Here is a 20,485-nt window from a genome sequence, read left to right on the forward strand (position 1 = left end):
GTCGTACGCGTGAGACATAGTGGAGAGATGCCCCGCGCTTCGGTGCTCGACCGCTTCACCGCCCCCACCCGACGGTGGTTCTCCGGCGCCTTCACCGCTCCCACCGCCGCGCAGAAGGGTGCGTGGACGTCGATCGCCGACGGCTCGCACACCTTGGTCATCGCCCCCACCGGATCGGGCAAGACCCTCGCCGCGTTCCTGTGGGCCCTCGACCGCCTCGCCGCCGACCCGGACTCGCGGCCCGCCGGCACCAAGGTCCTCTACATCTCGCCGCTCAAGGCATTGGCCGTCGACGTCGAACGCAACCTGCGGGCCCCGCTGACCGGCATCACGCGGGCGGCTCAGGAGCTCAACCTTCCCGAACCGAACATCACCGTCGGCGTCCGGTCCGGTGACACCTCCGCCGCGGACCGCCGCGCACTGGTCAAGACACCGCCCGACATCCTGATCACGACGCCGGAGTCGCTGTATCTGATGCTCACGTCGGCAGCGCGAGAGAGCCTCACCGGCGTCCAGGCCGTCATCGTCGACGAGGTGCACGCGGTCGCCGCCACCAAGCGCGGTACGCACCTCGCGCTGACCCTCGAACGACTCGACGAGCTGCTCGAGAAGCCCGCGCAGCGGATCGGGTTGTCGGCGACCGTCCGGCCGCCGGAGGTGGTGGCGGGGTTCCTGTCCGGCGCCGCGCCGTGTCAGGTGGTCAAGCCCAAGGCCGACAAGACGTTCGACCTCCGCGTCGATGTCCCGGTCGAGGACATGGCCAACATCCCACCCCCGGTGTCCGATGCCGACCCCGCCGCACTCGACGACGCGTTCTCCCCGACCGCCGGGTCGCTGTGGCCGTACGTCGAGGCCTCGATCGTCGACCAGATCGAGGCCAACCGGGCGACGATCGTGTTCGCCAACTCCCGGCGCCTCGCCGAGAAACTCACCGCCCGGCTCAACGAGATCCACGCCGAACGCCACGGGCAGCCGGCCGAACCGACCGGCAATCCGTCGGTCGCCGGCGGCGCCCCCGCGTTCGTCATGGGCAGCGGCGCGAGCTCCGGCGCCGAACCCGTCCTGGCCCGCGCGCATCACGGCTCGGTCAGCAAGGAGCAGCGCGCCCAGATCGAGGACGACCTGAAGGCCGGGCGCCTGTCCTGCGTCGTCGCGACCAGCTCCCTCGAACTCGGCATCGACATGGGCGCGGTCGACCTCGTGATCCAGGTGGAGTCCCCGCCGTCGGTGGCCAGCGGGCTGCAGCGCATCGGCCGCGCCGGCCACCAGGTCGGCGAGATCAGCCAGGGCATCCTGTACCCGAAGCACCGCACCGATCTCCTGCACTGCACCGTGACGGTGAGCCGCATGCTCGACGGGGCGATCGAGGAGATCAAGGTCCCGCAGAATCCCCTCGACATCCTCGCCCAGCAGACCATCGCGGCCGCCGCGGTCGACGACCTCGAGGTCGACCACTGGTACGAGGTGATCCGGCGTGCGGCGCCCTATCGCGAACTGGGCCGGGGCGTCTTCGACGCGACCCTCGACCTGATCGCGGGTCGTTTCCCGTCGGACGAGTTCGCCGAACTGCGCCCGCGGGTGAACTGGGACCGCGACGCCGGGGTGATCACCGGCCGGCGCGGAGCGCAGCGGCTCGCGGTCACCTCGGGCGGTTCCATCCCCGACCGCGGCCTCTTCGGTGTGTTCATGGTCGGCGAGAAGGCAACGCGCGTCGGCGAACTCGACGAGGAGATGGTCTACGAGTCGCGTGTCGGCGACGTCTTCGCACTCGGCGCGACCAGCTGGCGGATCGAGGACATCACCCACGACCGCGTCCTGGTCTCCCCCGCGTTCGGTCAGCCGGGCCGGTTGCCGTTCTGGATCGGCGACGCGATCGGACGCCCCGCCGAACTCGGCGCTGCGATCGGTGCGTTCACCGGTGCGATCGCCGACCCCGGCAAGCTCGACGACCATGCCGAACGCCTCGGCCTCACCGACAACGCCCGCACCAACCTCGAGACACTCATCGCCGAGCAGCGGGAGTCGACCGGGCACCTCCCCACCGACCGCACCCTGGTGGTCGAGCGGTTCCGTGACGAGCTCGGCGACTGGCGGGTGATCCTGCACTCCCCCTACGGTTTACGTGTCCACGCACCCTGGGCGAGCGCGATCTCGCAGCGCCTGCTGGAGACCCTGGGCATCGAGGGTGCCACCACGGCCTCCGACGACGGGATCATCCTGCGCATGCCCGACACCGACGACGCCCCGCCCGGCGCCGACGTGTTCCTCCTCGACCCGGACGAGGTCGAGCAGCTCGTGACCGACGGTCTCGCGGACTCGTCGATGTTCGCCTCCCGGTTCCGCGAATGCGCCGCTCGCGCACTGTTGTTGCCGCGACGCGACCCCGGACGGCGTGCCCCGCTGTGGCAGCAGCGCCAGCGCAGCGCCCAACTGCTGTCCGTCGCCTCCAAGTTCCCCGACTTCCCGATCGTGCTCGAGGCCGTCCGCGAGTGCCTGCAGGACGTCTACGACCTCCCCGCCCTCCTCGATCTGCTGACCCGCATCCGCACACGCCGCATCCGGGTCGTGGAGACCGAGACACAGAGCCCGTCACCGTTCGCCGCATCGTTGTTGTTCGGCTACGTCGGGGCGTTCATGTACGCCGACGACGCCCCGCTCGCCGAGCGCCGGGCGGCCGCGCTCTCGCTCGACACCAGCCTGCTGGCACAACTCCTCGGTCGCGTCGACCTCCGCGAACTCCTCGATCCGGCCGTCATCGCCGACGTGATCGCCCGTCTCCAACGCCTGTCTCCCGAACGCCAGGCCCGCGACGCCGAGGATGTCGTCGACCTGCTGCGGTGGCTGGGACCCCTCACCACCCAGGAGGTCGAGGCCCGGTACCGCGGCGACGAGCCGGCGACCGATGTCCTCGCCGAGCTGCACCGCAGCGGCCAGATCATCTCGGTGAACCACAACTCGCGCGCGCTGTGGGCCGCAATCGACGACACCGCGCGGTTGCGGGATGCGCTGGGAGTCCCTGCACCGCTGGGTATCCCGGCGGCCTTTCTCGAACCGGTCCCCGATCCGGTCGGGGACCTGATCGGCCGGTATGCCCGTACCCACGGGCCGTTCACCGTGCCCGAGGCCTCCGCGGCGCTGGGCATCGCGACCGGGGTCGTGCGCGACACCCTGAACCGCCTGGCCTCGGAACGACGCATCGTCGAGGGCGATTTCCTGCCGGAGGGTGGCGACACCACTCCGCGGGAGGGCCAGTGGTGCCACACCGACGTGCTGGGGCAGATCCGACGCGGCTCCCTCGCGGCGAGCCGCGCCGAGGTCGCTCCGGTCGGCACCGACGTCCTCACCCGTTTCCTCCTCGACTGGCAGCACGCCTCGCCCGGGACCCGATTGCGCGGCGTGGACGGGGTCGCGACCGTCATCGACCAGCTCGCCGGATTCCCGCTCCCGGCGTCGGCATGGGAGTCACTGGTCCTGCCCGCGCGGGTCTCCGACTACGCGCCGCCGATGCTCGACGAACTGCTCAGCGCCGGCGAGGTGATCTGGTCGGGGCACGGCCGGATCGGCAACTCCGACGGGTGGGTCGCGCTGCATCCGGCCGACGTAGCCGTCCTCACGCTGCCCGACGCCGACGAGATCGACACGACCCCGGTGCACGACGGGGTCACGGCCGCACTCGAACCCGGCGGCGCACTGCGCTTCCCACAGATCGCCGCCGACATCAGCACCGGCACCACGACGCCTGCCGCCGACATCGAGACCGCCCTGTGGGACCTGGTGTGGGCGGGACAGGTCAGCAACGACAGCTTCGCGCCCGTCCGGGCCCTCCTGCAGCCACGACGAAACCCGTCCGCCCCTCGCTCGGCCCCGGCTCATCGCGCACGGGGGCGGGCGCCCCGCCTCCGCGCCGGTCGTCTGTCCGCCCGGTACCTGACCGAACACTCCACGTCACCGCCGGTGTCCCCGACCGCGAGCGGCCGCTGGTTCGCCCTCGACCACCCCTCGACCGAACCGACGATCGCCACCCAGGGCCTCTGCGACCAACTGCTCACCCGGTACGGCGTGATCACCCGCGGGAGCGTCGTCTCCGAAGAGGTCACCGGCGGATTCGCGCGGGTCTACAAGGCGCTCACCGTCTTCGAGGACAACGGACACGTCCGCCGCGGCTACTACGTCGACGGTCTCGGCGGGGCGCAGTTCGCCTCGCCCGCCACGGTCGACGAGCTGCGTCGGCATGCACTCCCCGATCGCAAACCGCCCCGCGAGGCGACAGTGCTGGCCGCGACCGACCCGGCCAACCCCTTCGGTGCGGCGTTGGACTGGCCCCCGTCCCGCGACACCGAGGCCGGACACCGCCCGGGTCGCAAACCGGGGGCGCTCGTGGTGCTCGTCGACGGCGAACTCGTGTGCTTCGTCGAGCGCGGTGGCAAGACGCTGCTCACGTTCAGCGATTCCATCCCGCGACTGGAGTCGGCGGCCGGGGCGCTGGTCGCACTGGTTCGGCGCGGCCGGATCTCCCGCCTGACGATCGATCACATCGACTCGGAGCCGGTGCGCGCCACCGACTTCGGCAAGGTGCTCGTCGAAGCCGGGTTCTCGACGACCCCGCGCGGCATCCGGCTACGCTACGGTGATCATGCCTGAGGAGAGCGATGCCTGAGGGCGACACCGTCTTCGCCGCCGCGGCGCGTCTGCGGGCCGGTCTCGCCGGTCGCGTGCTCAAGTCGTCGGACTTCCGCATCCCGTCACTGGCGACCGCGGATCTCTCCGGACGGGAGGTGTCGGCGGTGCGCTCGGTGGGCAAACATCTGCTGATCGACGTCGCCGAGAGCAGCCCGGGAGCCGGCGACGCCGTCAGCATCCACTCGCACCTGAAGATGGAGGGGGCCTGGCACGTTCATCCTCGCGGGCAACGGTGGCGGCGGCCCGCCTATCAAGCGCGTGCGGTCCTGCGAACTGCCGACCACGAGGCCGTGGGTTTCGACCTGGGGGTCCTCGAACTCCTCGCCGACCCGGACGCGGCGCTCGCCTACCTCGGTCCCGACCTGCTCGCCGACGACTTCGATCGTGAAGAGGCGATCCGGCGACTCGCCGCGCACCCCGACGAGACCATCGGGTCGGCACTCCTCGATCAACGCCTCATCGCGGGGATCGGCAACGTCTTCCGCAGTGAGATCTGCTTCCTCCGCCGTGTCCTCCCCACCCGGCCGGTGGGCGAGGTGGATCTCGGCCCGGTGGTCGATCTCAGCCGGCGTCTCCTGTGGGCCAACCGGATGCGCTCGGCGCGCACCACCACGGGCAACACCTCACCCAACGCGCGGATGTGGGTGTACGGCCGTCACGGTCGGTTGTGCCGGCGCTGTGCGACCCCGGTGAAGCGCGGCGAACTCGAATCCCCCGGCGGGGAGCGCTCGGTCTACTGGTGTCCCCGGTGTCAGATCTGAGGCGGCCGAGGCCCCCTCACACGGGGTAGCGCTCGGGCTCGGGCCCGAACTCGAAGCGGCGGGCCGTGATCGAGTCGACCGTGATCTCCACGTAGTGGTACTTCATCGTTGCGATCCAGGGTCGCAGCGGAAGCTGGTCGGCCGCCTCGATCTCGTTGAACGACACGAGGATCCGCGCCGTCCCCTTGGCGACCACGCTCCAGCCGTCGGCGTCGGTGTGTCCGTCGGTCTCGAACGCCACCCGCGAATTCACCGCCAGCTCCGACAATTTGGTGCCCTCGCCGGACCGCAGCAGGATGCGGCCGTCGATCGCGTGGAAGTTCACCGGGAAGATGTCGGGCTGACCGTCGACACTCAGGGCGAGCCTGCCGAACTCAGCGGCTCCCAACAGTTTCCAGGCCTCGTCGGGGGTGAGTACCCGAACCGATTCGTCGACCATGACCGTCTCCTTCTCCCCCACCCCGATCGTGCCGCGCGATCAGGGGCAGCGACAGAGGCCAACGTCCCGACTTGACCGGGCCGCCGTCACTTCGGAACGGGCACCGGCTCCAGGATCTCGGCGCGCGCCTCGGGGGCCGCGGCGCGTAGTGCGTCGGCGGAGTCGTCATCGGGCTGCTGCTGGGAGGCCACCTCGGCCTCCACCCGCGCGATGTAGGTCGCGACCTCGAAGTCGCGTTGCTCGGTGGTCCAGCCGAGCAACGGCGCGAGCAGGTCGGCCACCTCGTCGGCGCAGTCGACCCCGCGGTGGGAGTACTCGATGGCGATACGGGTGCGGCGGGCGAGCACGTCTTCGAGATGCAGCGCCGCCTCGTCGACCGCCGCATACACCACCTCGACGCGCAGATACTGCGGCGCCGCGGCGAGCGGCTGCAGCAGGCTCTTGTCACCGTCGGCGTAGTAGAGCACGTCGTCGATGAGTGAGCCGTACCGGTTGAGCAATCGCCGAATGCGATACGGGTGCAAGCCGAAACGCTGCCCCAGGTGCTCGCACTGGTTGATGAGCGCGAAGTAGCCGTCGGCGCCGAGCAGCGGGACCCGTTCGGTGATCGACGGCGCGACGCGGGTGGGGATGAAGTCGTTGCAGGCGTCCACGGCGTCGGCGGCCATCACCCGGTAGGTGGTGTACTTGCCGCCCGCGATCGACACGAGACCGGGTGCAACGGTCGCGACCGCGTGCTCGCGCGACAGCTTCGAGGTCTCGTCGTCCTCACCGGCGAGGAGCGGACGCAACCCTGCGTACACACCTTCGATGTCGTCGTGGGTCAGCTTGGTCACGAGGACCTCGTTGACGCGTTCGAGGATGTAGTCGATGTCGGCGCGGGTGGCGGCCGGATGCGCGAGGTCGAGGTTCCAGTCGGTGTCGGTGGTACCGATGATCCAGTGCGTCTCCCACGGGATGACGAACAGCACCGAGTTGGCGGTGCGCAGGATGATCGCGGTCTCGCTGACGATGCGATCGCGGGGCACCACGATGTGCACCCCTTTGGAGGCGCGGACCTTGAAGTGCCCGCGCTGTCGGGACAACGCCTGCACCTCGTCGGTCCACACCCCGGCGGCATTGATCACACAGTGCGCACGGATCTCCGTGACGTCGCCGTTCTCGGTGTCGCGCACCCGGACTCCGAGGACGCGGTCGGACTCGCGCAGGAATCCGATCACCTGGGTGGAGGTCCGGATGACCGCCCCGTAGTTGGCCGCCGTGCGGGCAACCGTGAGGCTGTGGCGAGCGTCGTCGACGACCGTGTCGTAGTACCGGATCCCGCCGATCAGCGAGTTGCGTTTGAGTGCCGGCGCCACGCGCAGCGCGCCCGATCGCGTGACATGCCGTTGTCCGGGAACGGACTTGGCGCCACCCATCCGGTCGTAGAGGAAGATGCCGGCTCCGACGTAGGGCCGCTCCCAGACACGTTGCGTGAGCGGATACAGGAACGGCAGGGGCTTCACCAGGTGCGGGGCGAGGAACCGCAGCGACAACTCGCGTTCGCGCAGAGCCTCACGCACGAGCCCGAATTCGAGCTGCTCGAGATAACGGAGCCCACCGTGGAACATCTTCGACGACCGGCTCGACGTGCCCGAGGCGATGTCGCGCGCCTCCACGAGCGCCACCCGCAGGCCGCGCGTCGCCGCGTCGAGTGCGGCGCCGACGCCCACCACGCCGCCGCCGATGACCACGACGTCGAACTGCTCCTCCCCGAATCTCCGCCACGCCTCGGCGCGGTAGAGGGGCCCCATGTCGGCCGGCCGGTCCGGGTTGAACTCGGTGTTCATGGTTGCCGAGCCTAATTGATCTCGGCGAGTCGGACAGCGTGCGACACTGTCCGGCGTGGGTAGGTCAGGCAAATACGTGGCGGCGATCGACCAGGGCACCACCTCGACCCGGGCGATGATCTTCGATCACAAGGGGCGCGTCGTCGGCGTCGAGCAGCTCGAACACGAACAGATCTTCCCGCGCGCGGGCTGGGTCGAGCACGACGCCGCCGAGATCTGGCGTAACACCCGGCGCGTCGGCGCCGCTGCCCTCGCGTCGGCCGAACTGACCGCGAAGGACATCGTCGCCTGCGGCCTCACCAATCAGCGCGAGACCACCGTGATCTGGGAGCGCGACACCGGCAAGCCGGTGCACAACGCCATCGTGTGGCAGGACACGCGAACCGATGATCTGTGCACCGAGCTGGCCGGAGATGTCGGCATGGACCGGTTCCGCGATCGCACCGGCCTGCCGTTGTCGACCTACTTCGCCGGCCCGAAGGCCCGCTGGCTCCTCGATTCCGTCGACGGCCTCCGCGAACGCGCCGAGAACGGTGAATTGTGTTTCGGCACAATGGACTCCTGGATGGCCTGGAACATGACCGGCGGGGTGGACGGCGGCCGGCACGTCACGGATGTCACCAACGCATCGCGCACCATGTTGATGGACCTGCGGACCCAGACCTGGGACGCCGACATCTGCGCCGAGATGGGCATCCCGATGGCCATGCTGCCCGAGATCAGGAGTTCTTCAGGCGATTTCGGCGCCCTCCGGGGCAACGGCCCCCTCCCCGGGGTACCGCTCGCCGGCATCCTCGGCGACCAACAGGCCGCGACCTTCGGCCAGGCCTGTCTGGAACCCGGCGAGGCCAAGAACACCTACGGGACCGGCAACTTCCTGCTCCTCAACACCGGCACCGAGCCGGTCTTCAGCGAGCACGGACTGCTCACCACCGTCTGCTACCGCATCGGCGAGCAGCCCGCACGATACGCACTCGAGGGCTCGATCGCGGTGACCGGTTCGCTCATCCAGTGGCTGCGCGACAACCTCGGGCTGTTCTCGCAGGCGTCCGAGGTCGAGAAACTGGCCGGCGGGGTCGACGACAACGGCGGCGTCTACTTCGTCCCGGCGTTCTCCGGACTCTTCGCACCGCGCTGGCGCTCCGACGCCCGTGGCGTCATCGTGGGTCTGACCCGGTTCGCCGACAAGGGCCACATCGCGCGGGCGGCGCTGGAGGCCAGCGCTTTCCAGACGCGTGAGGTCATCGAGGCGATGCAGGCCGACTCCGGGGTGGAACTGTCGACGCTGAAGGTCGACGGCGGGATGGTGGTGAACGAACTGCTCATGCAGTTCCAGGCCGACATCCTGGACGTCCCCGTCGTGCGCCCGGTCGTCAACGAGACGACCGCCCTCGGCGCAGCCTACGCGGCCGGGCTGGCAGTGGGTTTCTGGGAGAGCGAGGACGACATCCGCGCCAACTGGGCCGAGGACAAGCGGTGGGAGCCGGGGATGGATGCGGACGAACGCGACCGCCTCTATGCGGGGTGGAACCGGGCGGTCGAGCACAGCTTCGGCCTGACCTGACCGAAGCCGCCCCTCACACCACGTGGTCGGCGAGGACGGCGACCACGCCGGCACTCCCGCCGAGCGCGGCCGCGGCCTCGTATGCCGTGTCGCGGAGCGCGTCGCGGGGTGATTCGCCGGCGGCCGACGTCGACATCGCGGCGACCGCGCAATCGACGGCGCGGGCGCGGCGGAAGCTCTCGCGCTGGGCGCCGACGTCGCCGCGGCGCTGATGCGCGAACGCGTCGAAGTCGTGCTGGGCCGCGACGAGACGGAGCCGGGCGATCCCCGCCGCCGTCGTAACGCCCTGCCGACGCCACTGGCCGATGATCTCCCGGATCTCGGGCGTCGACACCGCCGTCACATCCAGAACGGTGGCGACGATGAGGTGCAGACACGCGGTGAGGTCTTCGTCCGGGACCGCATCGACGAGTCGGGCGACGCCGCCGGGCAGCCGGTCGACACGCCTCAACACGGTGTCACCCGTCGTCGCCTGCGGGACTTCCGGATCACACCGGCTCCGGTCTCGCGGGGACCGGACCGTCCGCGGTCGTTCGGTCGTCGTTCGAAACCGGCTGCGCTGCAGTGCCGTTGCCGTCAGGGGAATCGGCGTCGCGGGGCGGGGCGGACCGCGGGGACGAGGTCTCGCCGGGATCGGCCGGGCGCGGTTCGGGGACTGTCGGGAACGCCTGCCGGATCCAGTCGCCGATGACGGGCGGACCCACGAGCGGCATGTCGCCGACGATCTCCGCCCCGTGTTCCCGGTTGTGCAGGTATGGCGCGGCGCGGTGAGAGGCGTCGTCCGCCCCGGGGCGCCGGCCGCCACCCGGCATGCCGGCGGGTGGCATCCCCGCGGGGCGCTGGCCGACCGGGCCGGCCGGGGTTGCCGATGTGGGTGCGCCGGCCGTCGGGGACGCCGGTGTCGGAGTGGCGGACGGGGCCGAGAGCGGTGGTGGCAGCGCCCCGGGAGTCAGGACGGCGGGCGTGGCCATCGACGCGGGGACACCCGATCCGACGCCGCTGCCCGGAGCGCCTCCGCGGGAACCGGACTCCCCGGTCCCGTCGGGGCCCACGCCACGATGCGATCCCGAGGTCGCCGCACCTCGTGGCGTCGAATCGGGGGTCGCCCGACCGCCACGCACGAGGCCGTCGGACCCATCGGTGCCACCGCGTCCCGCGGGGCCCGACGGCGGACCGGCCGGACCCGTCGGCGTCGTCGACGAACCCGGGCCGCCACCTCCCGGCGGTGGCCCGGCCGCCCCGGCCGGCACCGGCACACCGGAGGATGCCGGGCGGCCGAAGTCACCGGCATCCACGGTGTTGCCCGCCTGGCCGCGCGCGGCATCCGACCCAGAGCCCCCGGTGCCGGACGGCCCACCGGCCGCTGCTGACCCGAGGCCGCCGGTGACCCCGTTCGCGCCGGACGGATCGTGCGGGAGAGAGTGCTGCAGCCCGATCATCGGCGACGAGTACGCGCCCGTCATGGTTCGATCGGCCTCATGCCGCACCGTGGGGGCGTCCTCGGGGTGGTCCCGGATGTGCTGCTGCAACTCGCGCAGCCGTCCCTCCTGGCCGCGCGCCGACCCGAGGATGCCCGTCGCGCCGGTCAGCGCATCACCGATCCGGCTCGCGGTGTCCGACGTCGCCGCCAGATCAGCGGACAGCGACCGGCCCGCTTCCAGCGCCGCGTCGGACGCCAGCCCCAGCATGCTGTCGCCGAACATCGCATGCATCCGTTCGGCCGCTCGCCGGACGGACTCGATCGCCGTCAGGATCGTCTGGACGTCACCACTCGCACGTCCCGGTTCCATGGTGCTCAGGACGTCGAGGATCTCGTCGATGCTCATACCGGCCCACTGCGTGCGGTCGCCGTCGAACATGCGCTCGTTGCGGCTGCCGTGGGTGTTGTAGGACTCCTCCGGCGAGGTCACGACACCCCCTTGGTCGCTGGCCGGGACGAACGAATTCGTCCGACCCTACCGTGGCATCCCCGGCCGCGGTGAACACCGGCACCGCCTGTGCACAGCGGAAGGCCCGACTCAGTCCAAGTCGTCGTGGCGCACCAGCTGGCGCGCGGCCTCGGTGATCGACCCGGTCAGCGACGGGTACACCGAGAAGGTCTGCGCGAGGTCGCCGACCGTGAGCTTGTTCTGCACCGCGAGGGCGATGGGCAGGATCAGTTCGGAGGCATTCGGTGCCACCACGACGCCGCCGATGACCACGCCGGTGGCCGGCCGGCAGAAGATCTTCACGAAGCCCCGCCGAAGACCGCTCATCTTGGCGCGCGGGTTGGTGGCCAACGGCAGCATCACGGTGCGGGCCGGGTACTCGCCGGTGTCGATCGCGTTCTGCGACACCCCCACCGTCGCGATCTCGGGGCGTGTGAAGATCGCGGAGGCAACGGTTTTCAGCTTGATCGGGCTCACGCCCTCGCCGAGGGCGTGATACATCGCGATGCGGCCCTGCATGGCCGCCACCGAGGCGAGCGGGAACAGACCGGTGCAGTCACCCGCCGCATAGATCCCGGCGACCGATGTGCGGGACACCCGGTCGACCTCGATGTAGCCGCCCTTGCCGACGGCGACGCCGGCGCGGTCGAGCCCCAGGTCGGTGGTGTTCGGGACCGAACCGACGGTCATCAGCACGTGACTGCCGGTGACGGTCGACCCGTCGGCCAGGTGCGCGGTGACCGAGTCGCCGTGACGCTCTACCTTGTCGGCGCGGGCGTGCTTGACCAGTTCGACGCCACGCTCGGCGAGCGCGTCCTCGAGGACCAGGGCCGCATCCTCGTCCTCGTGCGGGAGCACCCGGTCGCGGCTCGACACCAGCGTCACCTTCACGCCCAGTTCGGTGTAGGCGTGGACGAACTCGGCGCCGGTGACGCCCGAGCCGATCACGATGAGGTGTTCGGGCAGTTCCTCGAGGTCGTAGAGCTGACGCCAGGTGAGGATGCGCTCGCCATCGGGCCGGGCGTCGTCCAGGACGCGCGGCGACGCTCCCGTCGCCAACAACACCACGTCGCCGTTGTAGCGTTCGGTGGTCCCGTCGGCCAGCGTCGCGACGACGCTGTGTGTCGAGACGCCGACCTGCCGTTCGTCGAGCACCGCACTACCGGCGACGAGCTTGACTCCCTCGCTGATGAGCCGTGAGCGGATGTCCGCGGACTGCGCGAACGCGAGGTCGCGGACCCGCTGGTGGATCTGCGGGAGCGTGACCGAGGTGTCGTCGGTCTTGATGTTGATTCCCAGGTCGACAGCTCGCCGGACCTCGGTGCGGATGCCGGTGGACGCGATGAAGGTCTTGGACGGCACGCAGTCCCACAACACGCAGGCACCGCCGATCCCGTCCGAATCGATCACCGTGATGTCGGCGCCGTAGGCGGCCGCCGCGAGCGCCGCCTCGTAACCCGCGGGTCCACCGCCGATGATGACGATCCTGGTCACTGTCACTCCTGTTCTCCACGCCGGGTCGTCGCGCCATCCTTTGTGGGGATGCGGCGTCCGGCTGCGTGTTGTAGCTCGACGGGGAGCGCGGGGTGGTGCGTTCCCTCGGGTCGGCGAGACGGTCGACCCCGTGTCCGCCGCCTACCAAACTAGTCGTGCGGGTGCGGCGGTGTGAACGTGGTCGCACACACCGCCGGGGCGACGGTGTCGCCTTCCGGACTCGGCGACGACCATCTAGGCTCCTTCCGTGCCCATCTATGCCGCCTACGGATCCAACATGCATCCCGAGCAGATGGCCGAGCGCGCGCCGCACTCGCCGATGTCGGGCACCGGATGGCTTCGGGGCTGGCGTCTGACCTTCGGGGGCGGCGACATCGGCTGGGAGGGGTCGCTGGCCACGGTGACCGAGGACCGCGACGATCCCGACGCGCGGGTGTTCGTGGTTCTCTACGACGTCACCACCGAGGACGAGGACCTCCTCGACCGGTGGGAGGGCTCCGAACTCGGCATCCACCGCAAGATCCGGGCCCGCGTCGACACGGCGGACGGTCCGGTCCTCGCCTGGCTCTACGTCCTCGACGCATTCGAGGGCGGACTTCCCTCGGCGCGCTATCTGGGCGTCATGGCCGAGGCGGCCGAGATCGCGGGTGCACCCGCCGAATACGTGCAGGATCTGCGACTGCGCGAGTCGCGGAACGTCGGTCCCGGCCCGGGTCCCGCGGAGTAGCCGACGCTGACTAACCGGCCGCGCTCGTCGCGTTCAGCACGATCCCGGCGAGTGCACGGACGCCGATCGCGAGGGCACGCTCGTCGAGGTCGAAGTTCGGCGCATGCAGATCGACCTGCGGGCCGAACCCGTCCCACACGCCCAGACGGGCCATCGCTCCGGGCACCTGTTCGAGATACCAGGAGAAGTCCTCCCCACCGGGCGACTGCGGCGTGTCCGCGATGGCCCTGGGCCCGATCGCGGCGACCGACCGCTCGAACATCGCGACCGCGATCTCGTCGTTGACGACCGGCGGCACGCCACGGAAGTACGAGAGGTCGTAGCGGACACCGAGCGGTGCCAGGAGTTCACCGACGACGCTGCGTACCAGCGGTTCGAGTTCGGCCCAGGTGGTGTGGTCACCGGTGCGGACCGTCCCGCGCATGCGTCCCTCCTGCGGGATCGCGTTGGCAGCACTGCCGGCGTTGGCCGCGCCCCACACCATCACCGTCCCCGACCGCGGGTCCACGCGACGCGACAGCACCCCGGGCAGTCCGGTGATCACGGTGCCCATCGCGTAGATCAGGTCCCCGGTCAGATGTGGGCGTGACGTGTGCCCGCCTGCGGAATGCAGTTGCAGATCGATGTGGTCCGCCGCGGAGGTCAACGGGCCGGACCGCAGCCCGACCGTACCCACCGGCAGTCGCGGATCGCAGTGAAGGGCGAAGATGCGGCCGAGACCGCTGGTGACCCCGGCCTCGATGGCGTCGAGGGCGCCACCGGGCATGACCTCCTCGGCCGCCTGGAAGATCAACCGGACACCGACGGGCAGCGGTTCGGCCGCGGCGAGCAGTTTCGCGACGCCGATCAGGATGGCCGTGTGCGCATCGTGCCCGCACGAGTGCGACGCGCCCTCCACCGACGAGGTGAACGGCAGTCCGGTGTGTTCGGTGACCGGCAGAGCATCCATGTCCGCGCGCAGGGCGATCCGAGGCTCACCGGCGGGTCCCAGGTCGCACACGACGCCGGTACCCAACGGCAGTCGACGCGGGTCGAGCCCGGCGGCGGTGAGTTCGCTCATCACCAACTCGGTGGTGCGCACCTCCTGCCGGGACAACTCCGGATGCGCGTGGATCTCGCGGCGCCACGCGATGAGGTCGGTGCCGTGCTCGGCGAGCCACGAGTCGATGGGATCGCCCGCCGCGGCGAAACCCGCTCCCGCGGCCGACATCAGAAGACCCCGGGCGGGGTCGGACGCGCGAGATCGTCGAGCAGGGGTGCGCGCAGTCCGCGTTTGATCAGTGCCAGATTGGCGCCAACGGTCGCGGCGCGGGCGCCGGCGACCTCGGCGGCCCGGGCCGTGAGGTGCTCGGCACCGACGGCCTCGTCCACGATCCCCGCGCCGACCGCGTCGTCGGCACCGTATCGGCGGCTCGTGTACATCGCCTCGGTCGCGGTGCGGTCGGTGAGACGAGTGCGCAGCAGGGTGGCCATCCCGCGGGTGAACGGCATGCTGAGGGCGGCCTCGGGCAGCGACCAGAATCCGCGCTCGGTGCGCATGAGGACGTGGTCGGTGCACAGCGCGAGCATGGCGCCCGCACCGAAGGCGTGCCCGTTCACGGCACAGACCGTGGGGACCGGCAGGGTGAGGACCTTCGCGTACAGCGCGTGGACACGGTCGAGGTAGGCGGGCAGCTGATCGGGGGCGGCGAAGATGTGATCGGTGTCCAGTCCGTTCGAGAAATACTTCCCGGTGGCGGTGATCACCAGCGGACGCGTCGGGGCGGCGACGACCTCGTCCAGCAGCCGCTCGACCTCGTCCAACCATTCCACCCGGAACCGGTTCTCCGGATTGGACTCGCTGATCTCCTCACCGCGCGCTCCGAGATGGAGTTCGACGACCTCCCCGGCATCGTTCAGAAATGGCATGTCCCGACCTTATCGCCCCCGGTGTCGTCGTCGCCGACCCGATCGGTCGGCGCACCGCCGTCACGGGGTCGTGCGGGCTGCGGAACGGTTTAGGGTTGGCGCATGGACCCCACCGTCGACGCAGACGCCGCAGCCATCGTCGCCGCGGCCACGATCGCCGCCGAGACCGACGCCGCCGCACACGATGTCGCCGTCATCCTGGGATCGGGCTGGGCCCCCGCGGCGGAGGCCTTCGGCAGGCCCATCCGCTCGTTGCCGATGGCGTCGATCCCCGGTTTCGCCCCACCCGCGGCTGCCGGCCACGGCGGCGTCGTCCACTCCGTCCGGATCGGTGATCGGCGGGTCCTGTTGATGCTGGGGCGGATTCACGCCTATGAGGGACACGACCTCGCCCGCGTGGTCCACCAGGTCCGCACCGCCGCGGCAGCCGGTGTCCACACCGTCGTGCTCACCAATGCGGCGGGTGGCCTGCGCGCGGACATGTCGGTCGGGCAACCCGTCCTCATCTCCGACCACCTGAACCTCACGGCCCGCTCCCCCCTGGTGGGCGCTCGGTTCGTCGACCTGGTCGACGCGTATTCACCGCGGCTGCGGGACATCGCGCGCGGTATCGACCCAGGACTCGCCGAGGGTGTCTACGCCGGACTGCCCGGCCCGCACTACGAGACCCCCGCCGAGATCCGGATGCTGCGGACGATGGGTGCCGACCTGGTCGGGATGTCGACCGTCCACGAGACCATCGCCGCCCGGGCCGCCGGGCTCGACGTGCTCGGCATCTCGCTGGTCACCAACCTCGCCGCCGGCATGACCGGCGAACACCTGAGCCATGCCGAGGTTCTCGAGGTGGGACGCGCGTCGGCGACCCGGATGGGTGAGCTGCTGGCACAGATCATCGGCGAACTGTAGACCCGCACCGATGTCCGCCGGCCGAACCGAAGGAGCGACATGAGCTATCCACCGACCGGTCCCGGCGGCCACCCCCAGGGCGGTTACCCGTCGGGCCCGGTTCCCCCGGGGCCGCCCCGGTCGCCGTGGTCGTCGCCCGCGGTGCTGGTGGCGATCGGCGCGGGTGTGCTGCTGGTGGTCGTGGGCGTGCTCGCGGCGCTGCTGTTGATCCCCGCGGACGACGAGTCCGCCGACCGCGACACCGCTGACGGCGGACAGCCGTCCGCCTCGACCTTCACGAGCACCGTCACCCGATCCGCCGAGACGACGACACCGACCGCCACGCCCCCCACGACGACCACCACGACGTCGCCGACACCCGACCGGCCCACCCCCGGTGTCTCGGGCGCCGATTGGCAGGGGTTCACGACCGGCCCCCGTTGCAACGCCGCGGGCGACCCCGCAGTCGTCGTCGGGCAGACCTCGCGGTCGCGCGTCGTGATCTGTCAGGTCGGCACCCAGACCGGGCGCTGGTACTACAAGGGTCTCGCACCCGAAGGCGGGATCGAGGTGCAGTTCCCGACCCGCACCGGCGACACCTTCGAAGCCCGCAACGGCGCGGTCCGCTACCTCGTCTCGCCGACGAGCCTCACCATCGTCGAGGGCGGGACCGTCCTGGCCGAGGAGCCGATGCTGGCCTACTGGTCGCTGCCCGGTTGAGGCTCGGCGTCGTCGGACCGCTAGGAGTAGCGCGGACCGAACTGACGGTCCCCGGCGTCGCCGAGGCCCGGCACGATGTAGTTGACCTCGTTGAGACCGTCATCGACCGCGGCCACCACGAGCCGGCACGGATGCCCCGATTCCTTCAGCGCGGCAACACCTTCCGGGGCGGCGACAACGCACACCGCAGTGATGTCGGTGGCATTGCGGGCCACCAGGAGTTCGATCGTGTGCAGCATCGAACCACCGGTGGCGAGCATCGGATCGAGGACGAACACCGGGCGTCCCGCCAGGTTCTCCGGCAGCGACTCCAGGTAGGGCACCGGTTGCGCGGTCTCCTCGTCGCGGGCCAGACCGACGAAACCGACATGCGCCTCGGGGACCATCGCGTGCGCCTGCTCCACCATGCCGAGTCCGGCACGCAACACCGGCACCAGCAGGGGCGGGGATGCCAGCCTCGAGCCCGTGTGCGCCGTCAGCGGTGTGTCGATCGCGACATCGGCTCGGGGCGCGCCGGCGAGCGCCTCGTAGATCAGCATCTGGGTCAGGTCGGACAGCGCCGCCCGGAATCCGGCGTTGTCGGTGGTCTTGTCGCGCATGGTGGTCAGCCGTGCGGCCGCAAGGGGATGGTCGACGATCAAGGACTCCATGCTCACCACCCTATTTCCTCAGCAGAGGCGGCGTGCCCCGTGGGCGAGTCCGGCCCACCCGTCGTCATGCGCTCGAAATTCGATGGAACCCATCTCGGTCGCGGCGCGTCTGAATCCCATGAGCCCGTCCTCTTCGCTCCCCGATCCCATGCCTGCCCGTCCAGGTCTCTCGGCCGGCAACCGCCTGTCGGCCGATCCCTCTGCGCTGCACGATTTCTCCGACGCACACCGGACCAACGCGCGGATGCTCGACGGCGAGGCCGGCAGCGACGAGGCCGCCGTGGTGGACCTCGCCATCACCTTCGGACTGATCGGAATCGAGTTCCTCACCGCCGTCGTCGAGTTCCTCGAGCTGCATCGCCGGAGTCTCGAGGCCGCGGCGCGGCGTGAGGAGCGCGTGGGGTCCACCACGGGTTCGGCAGCGGCGTCCTACGCCGACTGCGACTGCGCGGCTGCCGACGGGGTCATGGCGCACAGTGAGCTGACGCTGTGATCGCCGTCGAACTCCTCATCGAGCCGTTGCGTCAGCTCCTCGCCGCGCTGGGCACCGGCGTCCTGGCACCGGGCAACCCCGTCGAGCGGGTCCGGACGGACGCAGCCGCCGTCGAATCGGTGCGCCGCCGATCGATGTCCGCCACCGAATCGGTCCGCACCCGCTGGGACGGGGCGGGAGCGGCGGGTGCCGAGGACGCGACGGTGGCGATCCAACAGCAGCTCGGCGGACTCACCGACTGCGCCGCCGAGTTCGGCCGGCTCGTCGACAACGCGAGTCGCACCGTGCACGCCGCGTCGACCGGCCTGAACGGACTGGTGGACTCTTTGGAACGGCATGTCCGCGACCTCGGCGGCGGACTGGTCGGTCCGACAGGGCTTCTCACGCTTCTGCCCATCGCCGTCGAGCACCTCGGCCGGGGCGTGCAGATCGTGGCGCGCGCTCGCGCCGAGCTCGGTTCGGACACCGAGGCGCTGGCCGCTCTGACCCGGCGGACGGCTCCCGCCGAGGTGACCGGCGTCGCCCACGGGAACGAGCGACCGTCGGCGGGCCCGACCTCCGGCGGCATACCGATCACGCTGCCCGACGGCTCGGTCGCCTACGCACCGAACCGACGAGCGGCGACCGCGGTGCGGGCCGCGCTCAGTCAACGCGGGGTCCCCTACGTCTGGGGCGGCACCACGCCGGACGGATTCGACTGCAGCGGCTTCACCCAGTGGGCCTACCGTCAGGCCGGGCTCGAGCTCCCCCGCCTCGCCCAGGATCAGGACACCGCAGGCCATCAGGTCTCCCAGTCGCAACTGCAACCCGGGGACCTCGCGGTGTGGTCCGGGCACGTCGCCATGTACATCGGGAACGGTCAGATGGTGGAAGCCGGTGACCCAGTCGACGTCTCGCCGGTGCGGACCGCCAACCTCGACCAGGCGTTCGAGGGCTTCTTCCGGCCGCGGTGAGCACCCGGGGACGCTCATGTCCGACATCGGCCCGCCGAGTTCACGGAAATGTCGTCGGCACACCACCGACCGTCTGTGGGGGCACTACTGGATTCGCCGTCGACGATCGCTAGGCTGTGTCCCCATGGCCGGAGACATCGTCCCGATTGAGCTCGGACTCACCGACGGAAACAGCTTCACCCTGTGGGCACCCCGCTGGCGTGAGGGCGACGACGAGTGGGAGGCCTTCCTCGGACTCGACGAGGACCTGTACGTACTGCCCGGCGTCGCCGAGCTCGCCGCCTTCATCCGGACCAATGAGGACAACGACCTCGTCGAGCATCCCGCCTGGTCGACGGTGGTCGGTGTGCAGGCCGAGGAACTGGTCCCCGATGAGCGTCACAGCTACGACCTCGTCGGTGTGCCCGAGCTCGCCGCCGAGGATCCGACGCCGGAGGTCATCGCCGAGCTCGAGGACGCTCTCGAGATCGTGCGTATCCTCGGCGAGGTCTGCGAACTGACGCCGGTCACCAAGTTCTTCAACGGCAACCCGATCCTCGGAGCCGTCACGACCGGCACACGCAACTTCGACGGCCGCGAGGGCACCGACCTCTGGGTCCGCATCGGCCGGTTGATCGCCAAGCACTGGGACGACGTACTCGACGCCATCGACGGGGTCATCAGCACCCCGAAGGTCGATGCGAAGGCCGTCGAAACCGCCGAGGCCGAGTTGGAGGCCGCCGCGTCCGCGGAGGACGAGGACGAGCCCACCGATGACGACATCGAGATCGTCGGTGCCGCGGACACCGACGATGACGAGTCCGTGGACACCGAGGACGACGAGCACGTCGACGACGACCATGACGACGAGGACGACTACGACGACGACGATTTCTGGGCGTCGGTCGGTATCGACCCGGTCAAGATCGTCACGAGCGCCGGCGAGTACCTCACTCTCCGCTGCTACCTCGGCGACGATCCGGTCTTCCTCGGGAGCAAGGGCAAGATCTTCGTGTTCACCTCGGCGCGCTCGCTGTCGCGATTCCTCGCCGACGAGAACGAGCACGACCTCGCCGACCTGTCGACCTTCGACGAGGTCCGCACCGAGGCGACCGACGGCTCTCTCGAATTCGACGTCATCGACGACAACGTCTACGTGCTGCCCGGCCTGGCCGACGACATCGCCGACGGTCCGCGTCGCATGGATCGCGACCAGCTCGACCTCGCCGTCGAACTGTTCACCGACGCAGCCGACTACGCCGGCGACAACACGGTCACCGAGGCCCTGGGCACCACCACCCCGCTGGGATGGTTCGTGGACTACACGGTCAACCCCGACCCCAAGCGGATGGCGCCCAGCGGCCCGTTCGACAACGAGGCCGAGGCGTGGCGCGCGCTCGAGCACGACTTCGAGGCCCGCCTCACCAAGAAGGGCTGACCGGCCCGTCGGCGGTCGATCGCACGCCGGCCCGGGT

General features: G+C 70.4%; 17 protein-coding genes. 9 read left to right on the top strand and 8 right to left on the bottom strand.

The annotated features are described in order from the left end of the window. Nucleotides 1-27 precede the first annotated feature (27 nt). Complete coding sequence (locus AB4Z55_RS18870) at nucleotides 28-4,641, top strand: ATP-dependent helicase (RefSeq protein ID WP_248645132.1); 4,614 nt, start codon at nucleotides 28-30, stop codon at nucleotides 4,639-4,641. Between the two features lie 8 nt (nucleotides 4,642-4,649). Continuing rightward, on the top strand, nucleotides 4,650-5,441 hold the full coding sequence (locus tag AB4Z55_RS18875; RefSeq protein WP_369520288.1) for a DNA-formamidopyrimidine glycosylase family protein: 792 nt from the start codon (nucleotides 4,650-4,652) through the stop codon (nucleotides 5,439-5,441). 16 nt (nucleotides 5,442-5,457) lie between these two features. On the opposite strand, the gene AB4Z55_RS18880 is transcribed toward AB4Z55_RS18875, so the two are convergent. Together AB4Z55_RS18880 and glpD are read right to left on the bottom strand one after the other, a co-directional pair. After that, the gene (locus tag AB4Z55_RS18880; RefSeq protein WP_369520289.1) at nucleotides 5,458-5,880 is read right to left on the bottom strand and encodes a pyridoxamine 5'-phosphate oxidase family protein; all 423 of its coding nucleotides are present in this window, start codon (nucleotides 5,878-5,880) and stop codon (nucleotides 5,458-5,460) included. Between the two features lie 86 nt (nucleotides 5,881-5,966). Beyond that, on the bottom strand, nucleotides 5,967-7,709 hold the full coding sequence (glpD, locus tag AB4Z55_RS18885) for a glycerol-3-phosphate dehydrogenase (RefSeq protein ID WP_004021663.1): 1,743 nt from the start codon (nucleotides 7,707-7,709) through the stop codon (nucleotides 5,967-5,969). 76 nt (nucleotides 7,710-7,785) lie between these two features. Between glpD and glpK the strand changes: the two genes are divergently transcribed. Continuing rightward, entirely contained in the window at nucleotides 7,786-9,273 is a 1,488-nt protein-coding gene (gene glpK / locus AB4Z55_RS18890; protein WP_064571594.1) for a glycerol kinase GlpK, read from the top strand. A 13-nt stretch (nucleotides 9,274-9,286) separates the two neighbouring features. Here glpK and AB4Z55_RS18895 read toward each other — a convergent pair whose 3' ends face one another. The 3 genes from AB4Z55_RS18895 to AB4Z55_RS18905 form a co-directional block, all read right to left on the bottom strand. After that, a complete protein-coding gene (locus AB4Z55_RS18895; RefSeq protein ID WP_004021665.1) occupies nucleotides 9,287-9,727 on the bottom strand; it encodes a hypothetical protein in 441 nt (146 codons plus the stop codon). Nucleotides 9,728-9,761: 34 nt separating this feature from the next. Beyond that, complete coding sequence (locus tag AB4Z55_RS18900; protein ID WP_369520290.1) at nucleotides 9,762-11,183, bottom strand: hypothetical protein; 1,422 nt, start codon at nucleotides 11,181-11,183, stop codon at nucleotides 9,762-9,764. A 108-nt stretch (nucleotides 11,184-11,291) separates the two neighbouring features. After that, nucleotides 11,292-12,695: an NAD(P)H-quinone dehydrogenase gene (locus AB4Z55_RS18905; protein ID WP_369520291.1), complete on the bottom strand. Its 1,404-nt coding sequence runs from the start codon at nucleotides 12,693-12,695 to the stop codon at nucleotides 11,292-11,294. 247 nt (nucleotides 12,696-12,942) lie between these two features. On the opposite strand from AB4Z55_RS18905, the gene AB4Z55_RS18910 reads away from it, so the two are divergent. Next, on the top strand, nucleotides 12,943-13,422 hold the full coding sequence (locus tag AB4Z55_RS18910) for a gamma-glutamylcyclotransferase (protein ID WP_004021668.1): 480 nt from the start codon (nucleotides 12,943-12,945) through the stop codon (nucleotides 13,420-13,422). Nucleotides 13,423-13,432: 10 nt separating this feature from the next. On the opposite strand, the gene AB4Z55_RS18915 is transcribed toward AB4Z55_RS18910, so the two are convergent. Then, complete coding sequence (locus AB4Z55_RS18915; RefSeq protein ID WP_004021669.1) at nucleotides 13,433-14,632, bottom strand: amidohydrolase; 1,200 nt, start codon at nucleotides 14,630-14,632, stop codon at nucleotides 13,433-13,435. Then, complete coding sequence (locus AB4Z55_RS18920; RefSeq protein ID WP_369520292.1) at nucleotides 14,632-15,330, bottom strand: enoyl-CoA hydratase/isomerase family protein; 699 nt, start codon at nucleotides 15,328-15,330, stop codon at nucleotides 14,632-14,634. Before AB4Z55_RS18920 ends, AB4Z55_RS18915 begins: the two co-directional genes overlap by 1 nt. A 102-nt stretch (nucleotides 15,331-15,432) precedes the next feature. Here AB4Z55_RS18920 and AB4Z55_RS18925 point away from each other — a divergent pair, with 102 nt between their 5' ends. Beyond that, nucleotides 15,433-16,236, top strand: coding sequence for a purine-nucleoside phosphorylase (locus tag AB4Z55_RS18925; protein WP_369520293.1), 804 nt, complete (start codon nucleotides 15,433-15,435; stop codon nucleotides 16,234-16,236). Nucleotides 16,237-16,275: 39 nt separating this feature from the next. Beyond that, nucleotides 16,276-16,935 (top strand): hypothetical protein, encoded by a 660-nt coding sequence (locus AB4Z55_RS18930; RefSeq protein ID WP_369520294.1) that lies wholly within the window; start codon nucleotides 16,276-16,278, stop codon nucleotides 16,933-16,935. 20 nt (nucleotides 16,936-16,955) lie between these two features. Here the strand turns inward: AB4Z55_RS18930 and upp are convergent, their stop codons facing one another. Next, nucleotides 16,956-17,585, bottom strand: a complete 630-nt coding sequence (gene upp / locus AB4Z55_RS18935; protein WP_064571599.1) for a uracil phosphoribosyltransferase — start codon at nucleotides 17,583-17,585, stop codon at nucleotides 16,956-16,958. 148 nt (nucleotides 17,586-17,733) lie between these two features. On the opposite strand from upp, the gene AB4Z55_RS18940 reads away from it, so the two are divergent. The 3 genes from AB4Z55_RS18940 (at nucleotide 17,734) to AB4Z55_RS18950 (ending at nucleotide 20,448) form a co-directional block, all read left to right on the top strand. After that, nucleotides 17,734-18,078: a type VII secretion target gene (locus AB4Z55_RS18940; protein WP_369520295.1), complete on the top strand. Its 345-nt coding sequence runs from the start codon at nucleotides 17,734-17,736 to the stop codon at nucleotides 18,076-18,078. Continuing rightward, nucleotides 18,075-19,031, top strand: a complete 957-nt coding sequence (locus AB4Z55_RS18945; RefSeq protein ID WP_369520296.1) for a C40 family peptidase — start codon at nucleotides 18,075-18,077, stop codon at nucleotides 19,029-19,031. Before AB4Z55_RS18940 ends, AB4Z55_RS18945 begins: the two co-directional genes overlap by 4 nt. Before the next feature lie 124 nt (nucleotides 19,032-19,155). Continuing rightward, nucleotides 19,156-20,448, top strand: coding sequence for a hypothetical protein (locus tag AB4Z55_RS18950; RefSeq protein WP_064571601.1), 1,293 nt, complete (start codon nucleotides 19,156-19,158; stop codon nucleotides 20,446-20,448). Nucleotides 20,449-20,485 lie beyond the last annotated feature (37 nt).

It is taken from the genome of Gordonia sp. ABKF26 (genome assembly GCF_041103195.1).
Lineage (GTDB): Bacteria > Actinomycetota > Actinomycetes > Mycobacteriales > Mycobacteriaceae > Gordonia > Gordonia terrae.

Excerpts from the sequence above, each read along its gene's own strand:
- AB4Z55_RS18870 (WP_248645132.1), top strand. The coding sequence starts at position 28 with ATGCCCCGCGCTTCGGTGCTCGACCGCTTCACCGCCCCCACCCGACGG.
- AB4Z55_RS18875 (WP_369520288.1), top strand. The coding sequence starts at position 4,650 with ATGCCTGAGGGCGACACCGTCTTCGCCGCCGCGGCGCGTCTGCGGGCC.
- AB4Z55_RS18880 (WP_369520289.1), bottom strand. The coding sequence starts at position 5,880 with ATGGTCGACGAATCGGTTCGGGTACTCACCCCCGACGAGGCCTGGAAA.
- glpD (WP_004021663.1), bottom strand. The coding sequence starts at position 7,709 with ATGAACACCGAGTTCAACCCGGACCGGCCGGCCGACATGGGGCCCCTC.
- AB4Z55_RS18915 (WP_004021669.1), bottom strand. The coding sequence starts at position 14,632 with ATGTCGGCCGCGGGAGCGGGTTTCGCCGCGGCGGGCGATCCCATCGAC.
- AB4Z55_RS18920 (WP_369520292.1), bottom strand. The coding sequence starts at position 15,330 with ATGCCATTTCTGAACGATGCCGGGGAGGTCGTCGAACTCCATCTCGGA.
- AB4Z55_RS18925 (WP_369520293.1), top strand. The coding sequence starts at position 15,433 with ATGGACCCCACCGTCGACGCAGACGCCGCAGCCATCGTCGCCGCGGCC.
- AB4Z55_RS18930 (WP_369520294.1), top strand. The coding sequence starts at position 16,276 with ATGAGCTATCCACCGACCGGTCCCGGCGGCCACCCCCAGGGCGGTTAC.
- upp (WP_064571599.1), bottom strand. The coding sequence starts at position 17,585 with ATGGAGTCCTTGATCGTCGACCATCCCCTTGCGGCCGCACGGCTGACC.
- AB4Z55_RS18940 (WP_369520295.1), top strand. The coding sequence starts at position 17,734 with ATGCCTGCCCGTCCAGGTCTCTCGGCCGGCAACCGCCTGTCGGCCGAT.
- AB4Z55_RS18950 (WP_064571601.1), top strand. The coding sequence starts at position 19,156 with ATGGCCGGAGACATCGTCCCGATTGAGCTCGGACTCACCGACGGAAAC.